Origin of the sequence: Streptomyces sp. NPDC046939, assembly GCF_040644575.1 — a bacterium.
Classification (GTDB): Bacteria; Actinomycetota; Actinomycetes; order Streptomycetales; family Streptomycetaceae; genus Streptomyces.
On sequence record NZ_JBEYWV010000014.1, the window covers coordinates 21,885 to 38,407 of the forward strand.

Sequence of the window (16,523 nt, forward strand, 5' to 3'; positions counted from 1 at the left end):
CGACAAGACCACCAAGGTCACCAAGGCCCCTGTGGACGCGGCCCCGCCCGCCGCGGGCGCCGCCGTGGCCGCCGTCGACCCCCGCCTCCTCGTGCGCGAGCAGGGCTTCGCGGGCTACGTCGGCGAGTTCAAGCGCAAGCTGCGCGGCGGTGACCTCGGCGCGATACCCGTCGTCATCGGCCTCATCGTCATCTGCGTCATCTTCCAGAGCCTGAACTCGGCGTTCCTGGGCGCGCAGAACCTGAACAACATCTTCGTCGCCATGGTCGCCACGGGCATGATGTCCGTCGGCATCATCTTCGTACTGCTGCTCGGCGAGATCGACCTGTCGGTCGGCTCCGTCTCCGGCGTCTCCTCGGCGATCATGGCCGTGATGAGCGTCACCCACGGGGTCAACGAGTGGCTCGCCGTCCTCACCGCCCTCGCGGCCGGTGCCGTCATCGGCGCCATCCACGGCTTCTTCTTCGCCCGCATCGGCGCCCCCGCCTTCGCCGTGACCCTGGCCGGCCTGCTGTTCTGGAACGGCTTCATGCTCCAGATCCTGGGCTCCAACGGCACGATCAACATCGACAGCGAAGGCGTCGTCGGCAACCTCACGAACTACTACTTCTCCGACGTCGCCGCCGCCTACGGGCTCGCCGTCGTCGCGGTCGTCGCCTACTTCGTGCCGACGTTCCTCTCCAACCGGCGCCGCGAGGCCGCGGGCATCCCGTCCCGGCCGCTCAGCGACATCGTGCTGCGCACGGTGCTGCTCGCCATCGCCGCGTTCGGTGTCGCGATCATCTTCAACCAGTACAAGGGCCTGCCGCTCGCGGTGCTGCTCTTCGCGATCGTCCTGGTCGGCTCCGACTTCGTGCTGCGCCGCACCTCCTACGGCCGCAAGGTCTTCGCGCTCGGCGGCAGCGTCGAGGCGTCCCGCCGCGCCGGCATCAACGTCACCGCGGTACGGGTCTCCGTCTTCGCCATCGCGGGCCTCTTCGCCTCGGTCGGCGGCCTCTTCTGGGCCTCCAAGATCGCGGCGGCCAACCAGAGCGCCGGCGCCGGTGACCTCCTGATGAACGTCATCGCCGCGGCCGTCATCGGCGGCACCAGCCTCTTCGGCGGCCGGGGCCGCACCTGGAACGCGCTGCTCGGTGTGCTCGTCATCACCTCGATCCAGTACGGTCTCGCCCTCCAGGGCATCGAGACCCCGATCCAGTACATGATCACCGGTGGTGTGCTCCTCGCCACGGTCGTCATCGACTCGATCAGCCGCAAGACCCAGAAGTCGGCCGGCCGCGCCTGACCGCCTTCCCCCGGGTCCACCTGGGCCGACCGTGCCCGGCGTCAAGGACGACGCCGGGCACAGTCATGCGCGGGGGAGGACCGGTCGGCCGAACGCGGGGCCGCGAACGCCCGGCCCGCCCGCCGCGAGCGGGAGCGGAACATTAGACTCGACAAGCCCGGCAAACTCGAACAGCTCAACCAGCTACTCACAGCTCTATCGCAAGGAGGCACGGGTGCCGCTGCTGACCCGCATCACGGGACCGCGCGATCTGGACCGGCTCAGCCTGGAGCAGCTGGACCAGCTGGCAGGAGAGATCCGGTCCTTCCTCGTCGACGCGGTTTCCAAGACCGGCGGCCACCTCGGCCCCAACCTGGGCGTCGTCGAGCTGACCATCGCCCTGCACCGCGTCTTCGAGTCCCCGAAGGACAAGGTGCTGTGGGACACCGGCCACCAGTCCTACGTGCACAAGCTGCTCACCGGACGCCAGGACTTCTCCAAGCTGAAGATGAAGGGCGGCCTCTCCGGCTACCCCTCGCAGGCCGAGTCCGAGCACGACCTCATCGAGAACAGCCACGCCTCCACCGTCCTCGGCTGGGCCGACGGCCTCGCCAAGGCCAACGAGGTCCTCGACAAGGACGACCACGTGGTCGCCGTCATCGGTGACGGCGCGCTCACCGGCGGCATGGCCTGGGAGGCGCTGAACAACATCGCCGCCGCCAAGGACCGCCCGCTCGTCATCGTCGTGAACGACAACGAGCGCTCCTACGCCCCCACCATCGGCGGCCTCGCCAACCACCTGGCCACCCTGCGCACCACCGACGGCTACGAGCGCTTCCTCGCCCGCGGCAAGGACCTCCTGGAGCGCACCCCGGTCGTCGGCCGCCCGCTCTACGAGACCCTGCACGGCGCCAAGAAGGGCCTCAAGGACTTCATCGCCCCGCAGGGCATGTTCGAGGACCTCGGCCTCAAGTACGTCGGCCCGATCGACGGCCACGACATCGAGGCCCTGGAGTCGGCGCTGACCCGCGCCAAGCGCTTCGGCGGCCCCGTCATCGTGCACTGCCTCACCGAGAAGGGCCGCGGCTACACGCCCGCCCTCCAGGACGAGGCGGACCGCTTCCACGGCATCGGCCCCATCCACCCCGACACCGGCCTGCCCATCAAGGCGTCCGGCGCCGACTGGACCTCCGTCTTCGGCGACGAGATGGTCAAGCTCGGCGAGGAGCGCGAGGACATCGTCGCCATCACCGCGGCCATGCTCCAGCCCGTCGGCCTGAAGAAGTTCGCGGACAGGTTCCCCGAGCGGGTCTACGACGTCGGCATCGCCGAGCAGCACGGCGCGACCAGCGCGGCGGGCCTCGCCGCCGGCGGCCTGCACCCCGTCTTCGCCGTCTACGCGACCTTCCTCAACCGCGCCTTCGACCAGCTCCTGATGGACGTGGCCCTGCACAAGTGCGGCGTGACGTTCGTGCTGGACCGGGCCGGGGTCACCGGCACCGACGGCGCCTCGCACAACGGCATGTGGGACATGTCGATCCTCCAGGTCGTCCCCGGCCTCAGGATCGCCGCGCCGCGCGACGCCGACCAGGTCCGCGCCCAGTTGCGGGAAGCCGTCCAGATCGAGGACGCACCGACCGTCGTGCGCTACTCCAAGGGCGCGGTCGGCCCCGCCGTCGAGGCCGTCTCCACGGTCGGGGGCATGGACGTCCTGCGCGAGCCCGGCAGCGACCGGCCCGACGTGCTGCTCGTCTCCGTCGGCGCGCTCGCCCCGATGTGCCTGGAGATCGCCGACCTGCTCGACAAGCAGGGCATCACCACGACCGTCGTCGACCCGCGCTGGGTCAAGCCCGTCGACGAGGCGATGGCGCCGCTCGCCGAGCGCCACCGTGTCGTCGTGACCGTCGAGGACAACTCCCGGGTCGGCGGTGTCGGCTCGACCATCGCCCAGGCGCTGCGGGACGCGGGCGTCGACGTGCCGCTGCGGGACTTCGGTATTCCGCCGCGGTTCCTCGACCATGCCTCTCGTAAGGAGGTCATGGCCGAAATCGGTCTGACCGCGCCCGACATCGCCCGCCAGGTCACGGGCCTGGTGGCCAAGCTGGACGGCCGCAACGAGCGCGACCGCTCCGCGCAGGAGATGGAGCCGGCCAGGGACTGAGCCCCGTCAGGGGCGCGGGGAACTGCGCGACCAGCCACGACGGCGGGTCAGCCGCGAACATTGGGCCGGATCACCCAAAGGGTGGTCCGGCCTCGCTCTCTTTCGCGTGAACGCGCAGGACTGATCGGTCGGTCGGCGGTTACTTGTCCGAATCATGTCGGAGACGACAGACGACGGAGGTAGCCGGTGACCACCACGCCAGACGCGGGACGCGCACGCAGCGGGCTGTTCAGAACGAAGTCCATCGAACAGTCCATCCAGGACACCGAGGAGCCCGAGCACAAGCTCAACAAATCGCTGTCCGCCCTCGACCTCACGGTCTTCGGTGTCGGCGTCGTCATCGGCGCCGGCATCTTCGTCACCACCGGCACTGTCGCCAAGGACTACGCGGGCCCCGCCGTCGCCCTCGCCTTCGTCGTCGCGGGCATCGTGTGCGCGCTCGCCGCGCTCTGCTACGCCGAGTTCGCCTCCACCGTCCCCGTGGCCGGATCCGCGTACACCTTCGCGTACGCCTCGCTCGGCGAGTTCGTCGCCTGGATCATCGGCTGGGACCTCGTCCTGGAGCTGGCGCTCGGCGCCGCCACCGTCTCCGTCGGCTGGGCGGGCTACGTCCAGTCGCTCCTGGACAGCTGGGGCATCCCGCTGCCCGCCGTCCTCGTCGGCCCGCACGACGGCAAGTTCGGCTTCAACCTCGCCGCCGTGCTGCTCATCCTCGTCATGACCGGCGTCCTGGTCGCGGGCGTCAAGCTCTCCGCGCACGTCACGTCGCTGGTCGTCGCCGTCAAGGTCCTCGTCGTCCTGATCATCATCGCGGTCGGCAGCTTCCACATCGTCGGCGCCAACTACAAGCCGTTCATCCCGCCGCAGAAGGACGTCGAGGGCGGCTCCGGGCTCAGCGCCACGCTCCTCGAATCGATCTTCGGCTACACCCCGTCGGCCTTCGGTGTCATGGGCATCTTCACCGCCGCCGCCATCGTCTTCTTCGCGTACATCGGCTTCGACGTCGTCGCCACCGCCGCCGAGGAGACCATCGACCCGGCCAAGGACGTGCCGCGCGGCATCATCGGCTCCCTCGCCATCTGCACCGCCCTGTACGTGAGCGTCTCCATCGTCGTCACCGGCATGCAGAAGTACAGCACCCTCAGCGCGGACGCCCCGCTCGCCGACGCGTTCAAGGCCATCGACCAGCCGTTCTGGGCCGGGCTCATCAACTTCGGCGCCATCATCGGCCTCGTCACCGTCGTCATGATCCTGCTGCTCGGCCAGGGCCGCGTCTTCTTCGCCATGAGCCGCGACGGGCTCCTGCCGAAGGTGTTCAGCGACGTCCACCCGAAGTTCCGTACGCCCTACCGCTCGACGATCATCCTCGGTGTCGCGTCCGCGCTGCTCGCCGGGTTCGTCTCCCTGGAGGAGCTGTCGAAGCTGGTCAACATCGGCACGCTGTTCGCCTTCGTCGTCGTCGCCCTCGGCGTGATCATCCTGCGGCGCACCCGCCCCGACCTGCCCCGCGCCTTCCGCGCGCCGTGGGTACCCGTCCTGCCGATCGCCTCGGTCGCGGCGTCGGTGTGGCTGATGCTGAACCTCTCCGTGGAGACCTGGCTGCGGTTCCTCGCCTGGATGGTGCTCGGCCTGGTCATCTACTTCGTGTACGGCCGTCGGCACAGTCGGCTGGGCGCCGGCACCGCGAAGTGACCTCAGGCCGACCGGGAGATTCCGCGGCCGGCGAGGCGCGAGTCAGGCGCGGGGTGCGGGCCGTACCCGTAGGTCAGGTGGCCATCGCTACGGGTAGACCATTCGGGGCCCCGCGCACCGTGCGCCCTTCTCCTCCACCCTGCGGCGCAGCTCCCGGTCGGCCGTGACGACCACGCAGGGGCCCGTCGCGGCCGCCGCCACCGCCACGATGTGGTCGTCGCCCTCGCCGGGGGCCTCCTCGATCCGGACACCGGGGACCGGCTCGACCCCGCGGGCGCGGCCCTCGACGACCAGGACGACCTCCTCGTCCGGGTGCTCCCGCGCGTAGTGCGCGAGGCGGTCCCGCAGGCGTACGGCGGCGGCGCGGCGGTCACGCCACCAGCCGTCGGGGACGGAACCGACGACGTTCGCGCCGTCCACCACCACAAGAGTCGTCATACGGGAACCGTACGTGCCAGGGGCGGCGGTGAGGGCATGGGCCTGCGCCACTTAAAGTGGAACGGTGAACGGTGACTGGCTGATACGCGGACGCGACGGCAGGCTCTGCGCCTACGCGTTCACCCCCGACGGCGACGCGGTCCTCTGCCGCACCGAGCGCGTCCGGGGCGGCCCCTGGAGCGACCCGCGCACGGTCGGCGGCGACCAGCGGCTGCACCCGGTCCTCGCCCTGGCCCAGGCGCCCGCGGGCTACGTCCACCTGGTGTCGTGGCGCCCCACCGTCCCCGGCGAGTCGGGGCTCGTCCACTCGACGCACTTCCAGCCGCACCTCGCCGCGCTCGACTGGATGCCGATCGGCCACCCGAACCGCACCGGCGACCGGACGGGCCCGCCCGCCGTCGCCGTCGACGCGCAGGGTCGCGCCCACGTCTTCGTCCGCAACCGGGGCGGTGGCGTCAGCATGCGCGCGCAAGCGGAGAAGGGCGGCTGGGGCCCCTGGCGCGACTTCAAGGGCAAGGGCGTACGCGGTGAACTCGCCGCCGTCGCGGGGGAGTCGGGCCTGATCACCCTGTACGCGGCCACCGGCGAATCCATCCTGCGCTGGCGGCAGGAGAAGCCGGGCGGCAACCCCGTCCTCGACGAGAAGCCGTGCCCGGCGACGGCCCGGCCCGACACCCTGCGGGCCCTCGCCACCTCGCCCGAGCACACCACCCTGTACTTCACGGACGAGGACGGCGCCCTGTGCGTCTGGCGCGGCGACGAGGCCCCCGTGCGCCTGGTGGACGCGGCGGGCCCCGGCGCCGTCTCCTTGATCCGCTGCTCCCTGGACGGGGTCGACTGCACCCTGCTCGCCCAGCGCGCCGACAGCGGCCGGGTCGCCTTCGCCGCGTACCCGACCGAGATGGAGTCGGCGGGCGCCTGGTGGGCGGAGTCGGGCCCCGCCCTGCCCCCCGACGCCCGCATCGCCCTGGCGAAGGACGCGACGGACCGCGTGGTAGCCGCGACCTACACCCCCGGCAACCCACCCCGCATGCACCTCACCCACCGCAAGGCCGAACCGGGCCTGGCGATGGAGGCATGGCACGGGGTGGAGTAAACGCAGCGACCTGTTAGACGCGGCACGCGCGTGGCGCGGGTCTGTTAAGGGGCGCGGGGAACTGCGCGCCCAGCCACATCCGACCCGCAGCCGCCTACGCACCCAGACATCAGGGACGGGCCGCGACCCGTTAGACGCGGCGCACGCGTGACGCCGGGTCGTCAAAAGGGGCGCGGGGAACTGCGCGACCAGCCACAGCCGGTCCGCAGTCGCCCCGCGCCCCTCAGCCGTACGGGAGAGCGCGTCCCCCGTTACGCGGGGACGGACGCGACGCCCGGCTCCAGGAACCGCTTGCCGTTGACCCGCTCGGAGACACCCTCCCGGTCCAGGAACGGAGTGATCCCGCCCAGGTGGAAGGGCCAGCCCGCACCCGTGATCAGGCACAGGTCGATGTCCTGCGCCTCGGCGACGACACCCTCGTCGAGCATGAGCCCGATCTCCTGGGCGACGGCGTCGAGCACGCGGTCGCGGACCTGCTCCTCGGTGAGGACGACATCGCCCTGCTTGAGGAGCGCGGCGACCTCGGGGTCGAGCTCGGGCTTGCCGGAGTCGTACACGTAGAAGCCGCGCTTGCCCGCCTTGACGACGGCCGCGAGGTTCGGGGAGACGGTGAAGCGCTCCGGGAAGGCGCGGTTCAGGGTCTCGGAGACGTGCAGACCGATCGCCGGGCCGACCAGCTCCAGGAGGACCAGCGGCGACATCGGCAGGCCGAGCGGCTCGACGGCCTTCTCGGCGACCTCGACGGGGGTGCCCTCGTCGATGACGTTCTGGATCTCGCCCATGAAGCGGGTGAGGATGCGGTTCACGACGAACGCCGGGGCGTCCTTCACGAGCACCGCCGTCTTCTTCAGCTTCTTGGCGACGCCGAACGCCGTGGCGAGCGCCGCGTCGTCCGTCTTCTCGCCGCGCACGATCTCCAGGAGCGGCAGGATCGCGACGGGGTTGAAGAAGTGGAAGCCGACGACCCGCTCGGGGTGCTGGAGCTTCGACGCCATCTCGGTGACCGAGAGCGAGGAGGTGTTGGTGGCGAGGATCGCGTGCGCCGGGGCGACCGCCTCGACCTCCGCGAACACCTGCTGCTTGACGCCGATCTCCTCGAAGACGGCCTCGATGATGAAGTCCGCGTCGGAGAAGCCCTCGGCCTTGTCGAGGACGCCGGAGACGAGGCCCTTGAGGCGGTTGGCCTTGTCCTGGTTGATGCGGCCCTTGCCGAGCAGCTTGTCGATCTCGGCGTGGACGTAGCCCACACCCTTGTCGACGCGCTCCTGGTCGATGTCGGTCAGGACGACCGGTACCTCGAGGCGGCGCAGGAAAAGCAGCGCGAGCTGCGAGGCCATGAGGCCCGCGCCCACGACGCCGACCTTGGTGACCGGGCGCGCGAGGCTCTTGTCCGGGGCGCCGGCGGGCCGCTTGGCGCGCTTCTGCACGAGGTTGAACGAGTAGATGCCGGCGCGCAGCTCGCCGCCCATGATCAGGTCCGCGAGGGCCTTGTCCTCGGCGTCGAACCCGGCCTGGAGGTCCCCGCTCTTCGCGGCGGCGATGATCTCCAGGGCGCGGTACGCGGCCGGGGCCGCCCCGTGCACCTTGGAGTCGGCGATGAACCGGCCGCGCGCGACGGCCTGGTCCCACGCCTCGCCACGGTCGACGTCCGGGCGCTCGACCTTGACGTCACCCTTCAGCACCTGGGCGGTCCACAGCAGCGACTGCTCCAGGAAGTCCGCGCCCTCGAAGAGCGCGTCGGCGATGCCGAGCTCGTAGACCTGCGCGCCCTTGAGCTGCTTGTTCTGGTTCAGCGAGTTCTCGATGATCACCGAGACGGCCTTGTCGGCGCCGATCAGGTTCGGCAGGAGGGCGCAGCCGCCCCAGCCGGGGACGAGGCCGAGGAAGACCTCGGGCAGCGAGAAGGCGGGCAGCGCCTTCGACACCGTGCGGTACGAGCAGTGCAGGCCGACCTCGACGCCGCCGCCCATCGCGGCACCGTTGTAGTACGCGAACGTCGGCACGGCGAGGCCCGAGAGGCGCTTGAAGACCTCATGGCCGCCCTTGCCGATGGCGAGCGCGTCGTCGTGGTTCTTCAGCAGCTCGACGCCCTTGAGGTCGGCGCCGACCGCGAAGATGAACGGCTTGCCGGTGATGCCGACGCCGACGATCTCGCCCGCCTTAGCCTCCGCCTCGACCTGGTCGATCGCGGTGTTCAGGTTCGCGAGCGAGCCGGGGCCGAAGGTGGTCGGCTTGGTGTGGTCGAAGCCGTTGTCCAGCGTGATCAGCGCGAAGCGCCCGGCGCCGTACGGCAGGTCGAGGTGGCGTACGTGCGCCGAGGTGACGACCTCGCCGGGGAACAGCTCGGCCGCGCCCTTCAGGAGCTCAGCGGTGGTGGTGCTCACTTGTCGCCTCCGGCGTCCTTGTGGTGCGGGTTCTCCCAGATCACCGTGGCGCCCATGCCGAAGCCGACGCACATGGTGGTGAGGCCGTAGCGGACCTCCGGCTGCTCCTCGAACTGGCGGGCGAGCTGGGTCATCAGCCGTACGCCGGAGGAGGCCAGCGGGTGACCGAAGGCGATGGCGCCGCCGTACTGGTTGACGCGCTGGTCGTCGTCGGCGATGCCGTAGTGGTCCAGGAAGGCGAGGACCTGGACGGCGAACGCCTCGTTGATCTCGAAGAGGTTGATGTCCTCGATGGACAGGCCCGCCTTGGCGAGCGCCTTCTCCGTGGCCGGGATCGGGCCGTAGCCCATGACCTCCGGCTCCACGCCCGCGAAGGCGTAGGAGACGAGGCGCATCTTGACCGGGAGGTTGTTCTCCCGGGCGAACTCCTCGGAGGCGATGATCGAGGCGGTGGCGCCGTCGTTCAGGCCCGCCGCGTTGCCCGCCGTGACGCGGCCGTGCGTACGGAACGGCGTCTTCAGGTTCGCGAGGTTCTCCAGGGTGGTCCCCGGACGCATCGGCTCGTCGGCGGTGACCAGGCCCCAGCCCACCTCGCCGACCTCGGCGTTGGTGTTGCGCACGGAGATCGGGACGAGGTCCTGCTGGATCTTGCCGTTCGCGTACGCCTTCGCCGCCTTCTCCTGGGAGGCGACCGCGTACTTGTCGGCGCGCTCCTTGGTGATGTGCGGGTAGCGGTCGTGCAGGTTCTCCGCGGTCATGCCCATGAACAGGGCGGACTCGTCGACCAGCTTCTCGGAGACGAACCGCGGGTTCGGGTCGACGCCCTCGCCCATCGGGTGGCGGCCCATGTGCTCGACGCCACCGGCGATCACGGCGTCGTACGCGCCGAACGCGACGGAACCGGCGGCGGTCGTCACGGCCGTCAGCGCGCCCGCGCACATGCGGTCGATGGAGTAGCCGGGGACCGACTGGGGGAGGCCCGCGAGGATGCCGGCCGTGCGGCCGAGGGTCAGGCCCTGGTCGCCGATCTGCGTGGTCGCGGCGATGGCGACCTCGTCGATCTTGGCGGGGTCGAGGTTCGGGTTGCGCCGCAGCAGCTCCCGGATGGCCTTCACGACGAGGTCGTCGGCGCGGGTCTCGTGGTAGATGCCCTTCGGGCCCGCCTTGCCGAACGGGGTGCGGACGCCGTCGACGAAGACGACGTCCCTGACGGTACGAGGCACGATGGCTCTCCTCCAAGATGCGGGACGGCACTGCCACGGCGCGCGCCTGAGCGCGCGCTCACCCCCTCATGCTACTTGTGGGTAACCACGCTGCCCAGCCCCATCGCGCCAAGCGGCGAACGTCACACTTCCGCTCCGCTCGGGGGCGGGCATCGGGTGGGGTGCTTTAGGTGGGGCGCGGTTTCGGGTGCCCCGGGAGGTTGTGAACCGGCTGCGGGTTGCCGTGGGCGGGGCGCCTTGGTGGCACCGTCCGCAACACCGTCGAGGCCGCCCACAGATAGTCGGCGGCTACGTCATGGCCGACACGGGCCAACCTCAGCGCCGTCGTGGCCACCCGCGAACACGGGTCCTCTGCGGCGCCGTCGTGGTCGGCCAGGTGTCATCCGCGGCGCCGTCGTGGCTGGGCGCGCAGTTCCCCGCGCCCCTGAGATGCGCACTTCGTGCGCCATCTCCCCGATGGAGGCGCGGCGGAGCCGCATGCCTCCAGGGGCGCGGGGAACTGCGCGACCAGCCCACGAGGACCCGCAGCCGCCCGTCGGCCTTCCGGTGATGATGAGCCGGCGGCAAGGACCGGTCAGGCGTGGGCCGTCAGGGCTCGTACCAGGACCGGGGTCACCTGTTCCACCTGCCAGCGGCGCGCCCCGTGGGCGGTGAGGGCTTCCGCGACCGAGTCGGAGGTCACCGACTGGGGCGGCTCCCAGCAGACCCGGCGCACCGTGTCCGGGGTGATCAAGTTTTCCTGCGGCATGTTGAGCGTTTCGGCCAGCGCGGACACCGCCGCCCGCGCCGCGGAGAGCCGGGCCGCCGCGGCGGGGTCCTTGTCGGCCCAGGCGCGGGGCGGCGGCGGGCCGGCCACCTGCTGGCCGGGCTGCGGCAGCTCGGAGTCGGGCAGCGCCCTGGCCCGGTCGACGGCCGCCTGCCACTGCTCCAGCTGGCGGCGCCCCATGCGGTGCCCGAAGCCGGGCAGCGCCGCGAGCGCGTGCACATTGGGGGGCAGCGCGAGCGCCGCCTCGACGATCGCGGTGTCCCCGAGCACCTTGCCCGGCGACACGTCACGCCGCTGTGCCACCCGGTCCCGGGCGGTCCACAGCTCGCGCACGACGGCCATCTGCCGGCGCCGCCGCACCTTGTGCATGCCGGACGTGCGCCGCCAGGGGTCCTTGCGGGGCGGCGCGGGCGGCGCCGCCGCGATCGCCGCGAACTCCTGGCGGGCCCAGTCGAGCTTGCCCTGCCGGTCCAGCTCCTTCTCCAGGGCGTCGCGCAGGTCGACGAGCAGCTCCACGTCGAGCGCGGCGTAGCGCAGCCACGGCTCGGGCAGCGGGCGCGTCGACCAGTCGACCGCCGAGTGCCCCTTCTCCAGGACGTAGCCGAGGACGCTCTCCACCATCGCGCCGAGGCCGACCCGGGGGAAGCCCGCGAGCCGCCCGGCCAGTTCGGTGTCGAACAGCTCGGTGGGCACCATGCCTATTTCGCGCAGGCACGGCAGGTCCTGCGTCGCGGCGTGCAGCACCCATTCGGCGTCCGCGATCGCCGCGCCGAAGCCGGAGAGGTCGGGGCAGGCGACGGGGTCGATCAGCGCGCTGCCCGCGCCTTCGCGGCGCAACTGGACGAGGTACGCGCGCTGCCCGTAGCGGTAACCGGAAGCGCGCTCGGCGTCGACGGCGACGGGTCCGGTGCCCGCGGCGAAGGCCGCGACCACCTCGGCGAGCGCGGCCTCGTCGGCGATCACCGGCGGAATGCCCTCGCGCGGTTCGAGCAGGGGGATCGGCGCCGTCTCGACGTCGTCCGGAGGAGCGCCTCCGGTGGTGCGCAGTGAACTGTCTGCTGCGGTCTCTTGGGCGTCGGTCACCTGTCAAGGGTATCCGTGAACGGACGGCGCCCGTCGACGGAACGTTCCGTCGACGGGCGCCGAAGAGAGAGGAACCGGAAAGATCCGGCCAGAGGTGATCGATCCGGTCAGTGGATGATGCCCGTGCGCAGGGCGACCGCGACCATACCGGCACGGTCGCCCGTGCCGAGCTTGCGGGCGATGCGGGCGAGGTGGCTCTTGACGGTCAGCGCGGACAGGCCCATCGAGACGCCGATGGCCTTGTTCGACTGTCCCTCGGCGACGAGGCGGAGCACCTCCACCTCGCGCCCGGACAGTTCGCGGTAGCCGCCCGGGTGGCTCGGGGCACCCGGGGGGCGGCGGTGCATGCGGGCGGCCGCGGCACCGATCGGGGCGGCGCCGGGCCGCGAGGGCAGTCCGACGTTGGTACGGGTGCCGGTGACGACGTAGCCCTTGACGCCGCCCGCGAGGGCGTTGCGCACGGCACCGATGTCGTCGGCGGCGGAGAGGGCGAGGCCGTTGGGCCAGCCCGCGGCTCTGGTTTCGGAGAGGAGCGTCAGACCGGATCCGTCGGGGAGGTGGACGTCGGCGACGCAGATGTCACGGGGGTTGCCGATGCGGGGACGAGCCTCCGCGACGGACGAGGCCTCGATCACGTCGCGCACACCGAGCGCCCACAGATGGCGGGTGACGGTGGAACGGACGCGGGGGTCGGCCACGACCACCATCGCGGTCGGCTTGTTCGGGCGGTAGGCGACCAGGCTTGAGGGCTGCTCGAGGAGAACGGACACCAGGCCTCCTGGGGGTGCGGACTGAGCCGGCTCGGGGATGAAGCCGGGACGAACCGTGCTTTCAAGGTCACAGAGGTCTTCGGCACCAAACCCGCCCGCCTTTAGAGAAAGATCACGATTTGGTGAGTAACAATCCAGGCAATTCAGACACAGTATCGATCATCCGAAGATCGAACCGAATCGAAGCGGAACCCCGGGGGACCGGCTCGTCCCCCGAACGAGGGACGGCCGCGCCGGGCACTCGCCGACGCGGCCGAAAAGAATCGCCTGAGAAGGGTCAGGTGGGGCGGGGGCCCCGGCGCTGGGGGAGCGTGACCACCGCGCCGTGCGTGCCGTTCGCACCGTCCGCGCCGTGCGGACCGGCCGCCACCGGCGGCAACCCCGCGACCTGGCAGAGCAGCTCGCACCACGCGGCGAGGTGCGCCGCCGTGTCCGGCACCCCGCCGCGCCCCTCGCGCGGCGTCCAGGACGCGCGGATCTCGATCTGCGAGGCGGCGGGCCGGTCACCGATCCCGCCGAAGTAGTGCGAACTCGCGCGGGTGACCGTGCCGGACGCCTCCCCGTACGTGAGACCGCGCGCCCCGAGCGCACCCGTCAGCCACGACCAGCAGACGTCGGGCAGCAGCGGGTCGGCGGCCATCTCGGCCTCCAGCTCCGCCCGCACCAGGGTCACCAGGCGGAAGGTGCCGTGCCACGCCTCGTGGCCGGACGGGTCGTGCAGCAGGACGAGACGCCCGTCGGCCAGCACGTCGTCGTCCGGGTCGACGTCCTCGGCCGGGTCGACGACCGTCGCCTCCAGGGCGTAGGAGAAGGGGGCCAGGCGCTGCGGTGGGCGCGTGGGGTCGATCTCGATCTCCGGGCGCAGCCGCGCGGAGCGCAGGGCGTCGACCGCCGTGCGGAAGGGCAGGGGCGTCGTCGACGGAGCCGTACCGTCCTCATGTGCAGCGTTCATGTCCCGAGCGTTCTGCCCCTCCCGCACCGATTCACTCATCCCGTCCGCGTTGCCGTGAGTCTTCCGGGCTGTCCGGCCGCCGTCCCCGGAGCCGCAGCCATGCCGGGAAGGTTAAGGGGAAGGAGGCCCGCGCGCGGGCAAGGACACCCGCCTGCGACGCCGTAAACCTGACACTTCGCGGTCGTGCGAGACTTTCCGGGTGAGTGCCAACACCGAGGCCACGGGCCAGCAGCCGTCAGCGACGCACGACGCCGTCAAGGATTCCGCCTTCCTCAGGGCGTGCAGGCGCGAGCCCGTGCCGCACACGCCGGTCTGGTTCATGCGGCAGGCGGGGCGCTCACTGCCCGAGTACCTCAAGGTGCGCGAGGGCATCCCGATGCTGGAGTCGTGCATGCGGCCCGAGCTGGTCGCCGAGATCACGATGCAGCCGGTGCGCCGCCACAAGGTGGACGCGGCGATCTACTTCAGCGACATCGTCGTCCCGCTCAAGGCCATCGGCATCGACCTCGACATCAAGCCGGGCGTCGGCCCGGTCGTCGCGAACCCGATCCGCGACCGCGCCGACCTGGCCCGGTTGCGCGACCTCACCCCGGACGACGTCTGGTACGTCACCGAGGCCATGGGCCTGCTCACCGCCGAGCTGGGCGCCACGCCGCTCATCGGCTTCGCGGGCGCGCCGTTCACCCTCGCCAGCTACCTCGTCGAGGGCGGCCCCTCCCGCAACCACGAGCACACCAAGGCCCTCATGTACGGGGACCCGCAGCTCTGGGCCGACCTCCTCGACCGGCTCGCGGACATCACCGCCGCCTTCCTCAAGGTGCAGATCGAGGCGGGCGCGAGCGCCGTCCAGCTCTTCGACTCCTGGGTCGGCGCCCTGTCGCCCGCCGACTACCGGCGCTCCGTCATGCCCGCCTCGCGGAAGGTGTTCCGGGCCGTCGAGGCGTACGGCGTGCCCCGCATCCACTTCGGCGTCGGCACCGGTGAACTCCTCGGCCTCATGGGCGAGGCCGGCGCGGACGTCGTCGGCGTCGACTGGCGCGTCCCGCTCGACGAGGCGGCCCGCCGCGTCGGCCCCGGCAAGGCGCTCCAGGGCAACATCGACCCGGCGGTCCTCTTCTCCACCCCGGAGGCGATCGAGACCAAGGCCCGCGAGGTCCTCGACGCGGCGTCCGCCCTGGAGGGCCACGTCTTCAACCTCGGCCACGGCGTCCTCCCGACGACGGACCCGGACACGCTGACCCGCCTTGTCGACTACGTGCACACGCGGACGGCCCGCTAGGACTCACGGTACGGGCGGCTAGTCCGCCGCCCGTACCGCCGCCACCGCCTTCCTCGCCGCGACCAGGACCGGGTCCCACACCGGGGAGAACGGGGGCGCGTAGCCGAGGTCGAGCGCGGTCATCTGGTCCACCGTCATCCCTGCCGTCAGGGCCACCGCCGCCACGTCGACGCGTTTCGCGGCGCCCTCGCGGCCGACGATCTGGACGCCCAGGAGGCGGCCGGTGCGGCGTTCGGCGAGCATCTTGACGGTCATGGGCGCCGCGTCCGGGTAGTAGCCAGCGCGGCTAGTCGACTCGATCGTCGCCGTCACGAACCGGAGCCCCGCGCGGTGGGCGTCCTTCTCGCGCAGGCCGGTGCGCGCGATCTCCAGGTCGCACACCTTGCTGACGGCCGTGCCGACGACGCCGGGGAACGTGGCGTAGCCGCCGCCGACGTTGGACCCGATGACCTGCCCGTGCTTGTTCGCGTGCGTGCCGAGCGCGATGTGCCGGTTCCGGCCCGCGACCAGGTCGAGGACCTCCACGCAGTCGCCGCCCGCCCAGATGTCCTCGTGCCCCCGCACACGCATGGAGAGGTCCGTGAGCAGGCCCCCGGACGCGCCGAGGGGCAGACCTGCCTCCCGCGCCAGGGTCGTCTCCGGGCGTACTCCTATGCCGAGGACCACCACGTCCGCGGGGTACTCGGCGTCCGCCGTGACGACCGCCCGCGCCCGTCCGTCGTCCCCCGTACGGATCTCGGTCACCTCGGCGTCGTCGACCAGCGTGATGCCCATGCCCGTCATCGCCTTGTGCACCAGGCGCCCCATGTCCGGGTCGAGGGTGGACATGGGCTCGGCGCCCCGGTTGACGACGGTCACCTCGTAGCCGCGGTGGAGGAGCGCCTCCGCCATCTCCACGCCGATGTACCCGGCGCCCACCACGACCGCCTTGCGTCCCTCGGTCGCGCCCAGGGTGTCGAGCAGGGCCTGCCCGTCGCCGAGCGTCTGCACGCCGTGCACGCCGGGCGCGTCCATGCCGGGCAGTTCGGGCCGCAGCGGACGCGCCCCCGTCGCGATGACGAGCTTGTCGTAAGCGACCCAGGACTCGGCCCCGTCGTCCCGTGCACGCGCGCGTACCCGCCGCCCCGCGACATCGATCTCCATGACCTCGGTCCGCATCCGCAGGTCGATGGCGCGCGCCCGGTGCTCCTCCGGCGAGCGCGCGATCAGCTCGTCCCGGCTCTCCACCAGGCCGCCCACCCAGTAGGGGATGCCGCACGCCGAGAACGAGGTGAAGTCCCCGCGCTCGAAGGCCACGATCTCCAGTTCGTCCGGGCCGCGCAGCCGTCGCGCCTGGGACGCGGCGGACATGCCCGCCGCGTCGCCGCCGATGACCACGAGCCGCTCCCGCGCGGAGGTGTCAGTACGCATGCGCC

Annotated in this window: 12 protein-coding genes; 5 read left to right on the plus strand and 7 right to left on the minus strand. The window is 71.6% G+C overall.

Going from position 1 to position 16,523, the window contains the following annotated elements; genetic code table 11:
- Positions 1-31: 31 nt before the first annotated feature.
- The 3 genes from ABZ877_RS17135 (at position 32) to ABZ877_RS17145 (ending at position 5,117) form a co-directional block, all read left to right on the plus strand.
- Complete coding sequence (locus ABZ877_RS17135; protein ID WP_361071585.1) at positions 32-1,285, plus strand: sugar ABC transporter permease; 1,254 nt, start codon at positions 32-34, stop codon at positions 1,283-1,285.
- 214 nt (positions 1,286-1,499) lie between these two features.
- Positions 1,500-3,425: a 1-deoxy-D-xylulose-5-phosphate synthase gene (gene dxs, locus ABZ877_RS17140; protein ID WP_361071151.1), complete on the plus strand. Its 1,926-nt coding sequence runs from the start codon at positions 1,500-1,502 to the stop codon at positions 3,423-3,425.
- A gap of 186 nt (positions 3,426-3,611) precedes the next feature.
- Positions 3,612-5,117: an amino acid permease gene (locus ABZ877_RS17145; protein WP_361071154.1), complete on the plus strand. Its 1,506-nt coding sequence runs from the start codon at positions 3,612-3,614 to the stop codon at positions 5,115-5,117.
- A gap of 87 nt (positions 5,118-5,204) precedes the next feature.
- Here the strand turns inward: ABZ877_RS17145 and ABZ877_RS17150 are convergent, their stop codons facing one another.
- Entirely contained in the window at positions 5,205-5,555 is a 351-nt protein-coding gene (locus tag ABZ877_RS17150) for an NTP pyrophosphohydrolase (RefSeq protein ID WP_361071157.1), read from the minus strand.
- A 64-nt stretch (positions 5,556-5,619) separates the two neighbouring features.
- Here ABZ877_RS17150 and ABZ877_RS17155 point away from each other — a divergent pair, with 64 nt between their 5' ends.
- Positions 5,620-6,651, plus strand: a complete 1,032-nt coding sequence (locus tag ABZ877_RS17155; RefSeq protein ID WP_361071160.1) for a hypothetical protein — start codon at positions 5,620-5,622, stop codon at positions 6,649-6,651.
- A gap of 251 nt (positions 6,652-6,902) precedes the next feature.
- Here the strand turns inward: ABZ877_RS17155 and ABZ877_RS17160 are convergent, their stop codons facing one another.
- The 5 genes from ABZ877_RS17160 to ABZ877_RS17180 form a co-directional block, all read right to left on the minus strand.
- Positions 6,903-9,035, minus strand: coding sequence for a 3-hydroxyacyl-CoA dehydrogenase NAD-binding domain-containing protein (locus tag ABZ877_RS17160; RefSeq protein ID WP_361071163.1), 2,133 nt, complete (start codon positions 9,033-9,035; stop codon positions 6,903-6,905).
- A complete protein-coding gene (locus ABZ877_RS17165) occupies positions 9,032-10,258 on the minus strand; it encodes an acetyl-CoA C-acyltransferase (protein ID WP_361071166.1) in 1,227 nt (408 codons plus the stop codon). Before ABZ877_RS17165 ends, ABZ877_RS17160 begins: the two co-directional genes overlap by 4 nt.
- Before the next feature lie 574 nt (positions 10,259-10,832).
- Entirely contained in the window at positions 10,833-12,107 is a 1,275-nt protein-coding gene (locus ABZ877_RS17170; protein WP_361071168.1) for a ribonuclease D, read from the minus strand.
- A 107-nt stretch (positions 12,108-12,214) separates the two neighbouring features.
- The gene (locus ABZ877_RS17175) at positions 12,215-12,877 is read right to left on the minus strand and encodes a response regulator transcription factor (protein ID WP_361071171.1); all 663 of its coding nucleotides are present in this window, start codon (positions 12,875-12,877) and stop codon (positions 12,215-12,217) included.
- Positions 12,878-13,154: 277 nt separating this feature from the next.
- Positions 13,155-13,829 carry a DUF3000 domain-containing protein gene (locus ABZ877_RS17180; RefSeq protein ID WP_361071173.1) on the minus strand — a complete coding sequence of 225 codons (675 nt, stop codon included), beginning with the start codon at positions 13,827-13,829 and terminating at the stop codon, positions 13,155-13,157.
- A 199-nt stretch (positions 13,830-14,028) separates the two neighbouring features.
- Here ABZ877_RS17180 and hemE point away from each other — a divergent pair, with 199 nt between their 5' ends.
- On the plus strand, positions 14,029-15,108 hold the full coding sequence (gene hemE / locus ABZ877_RS17185; protein ID WP_361071176.1) for a uroporphyrinogen decarboxylase: 1,080 nt from the start codon (positions 14,029-14,031) through the stop codon (positions 15,106-15,108).
- 18 nt (positions 15,109-15,126) lie between these two features.
- On the opposite strand, the gene ABZ877_RS17190 is transcribed toward hemE, so the two are convergent.
- Entirely contained in the window at positions 15,127-16,518 is a 1,392-nt protein-coding gene (locus ABZ877_RS17190; RefSeq protein ID WP_361071179.1) for an FAD-dependent oxidoreductase, read from the minus strand.
- Positions 16,519-16,523 lie beyond the last annotated feature (5 nt).

What these genes read in the sequence shown, in the direction of transcription:
- ABZ877_RS17150 (WP_361071157.1), bottom strand. Translation starts at nt 5,555, where the DNA reads ATGACGACTCTTGTGGTGGTGGACGGCGCGAACGTCGTCGGTTCCGTC.
- ABZ877_RS17180 (WP_361071173.1), bottom strand. Translation starts at nt 13,829, where the DNA reads ATGAACGCTGCACATGAGGACGGTACGGCTCCGTCGACGACGCCCCTG.
- ABZ877_RS17190 (WP_361071179.1), bottom strand. Translation starts at nt 16,518, where the DNA reads ATGCGTACTGACACCTCCGCGCGGGAGCGGCTCGTGGTCATCGGCGGC.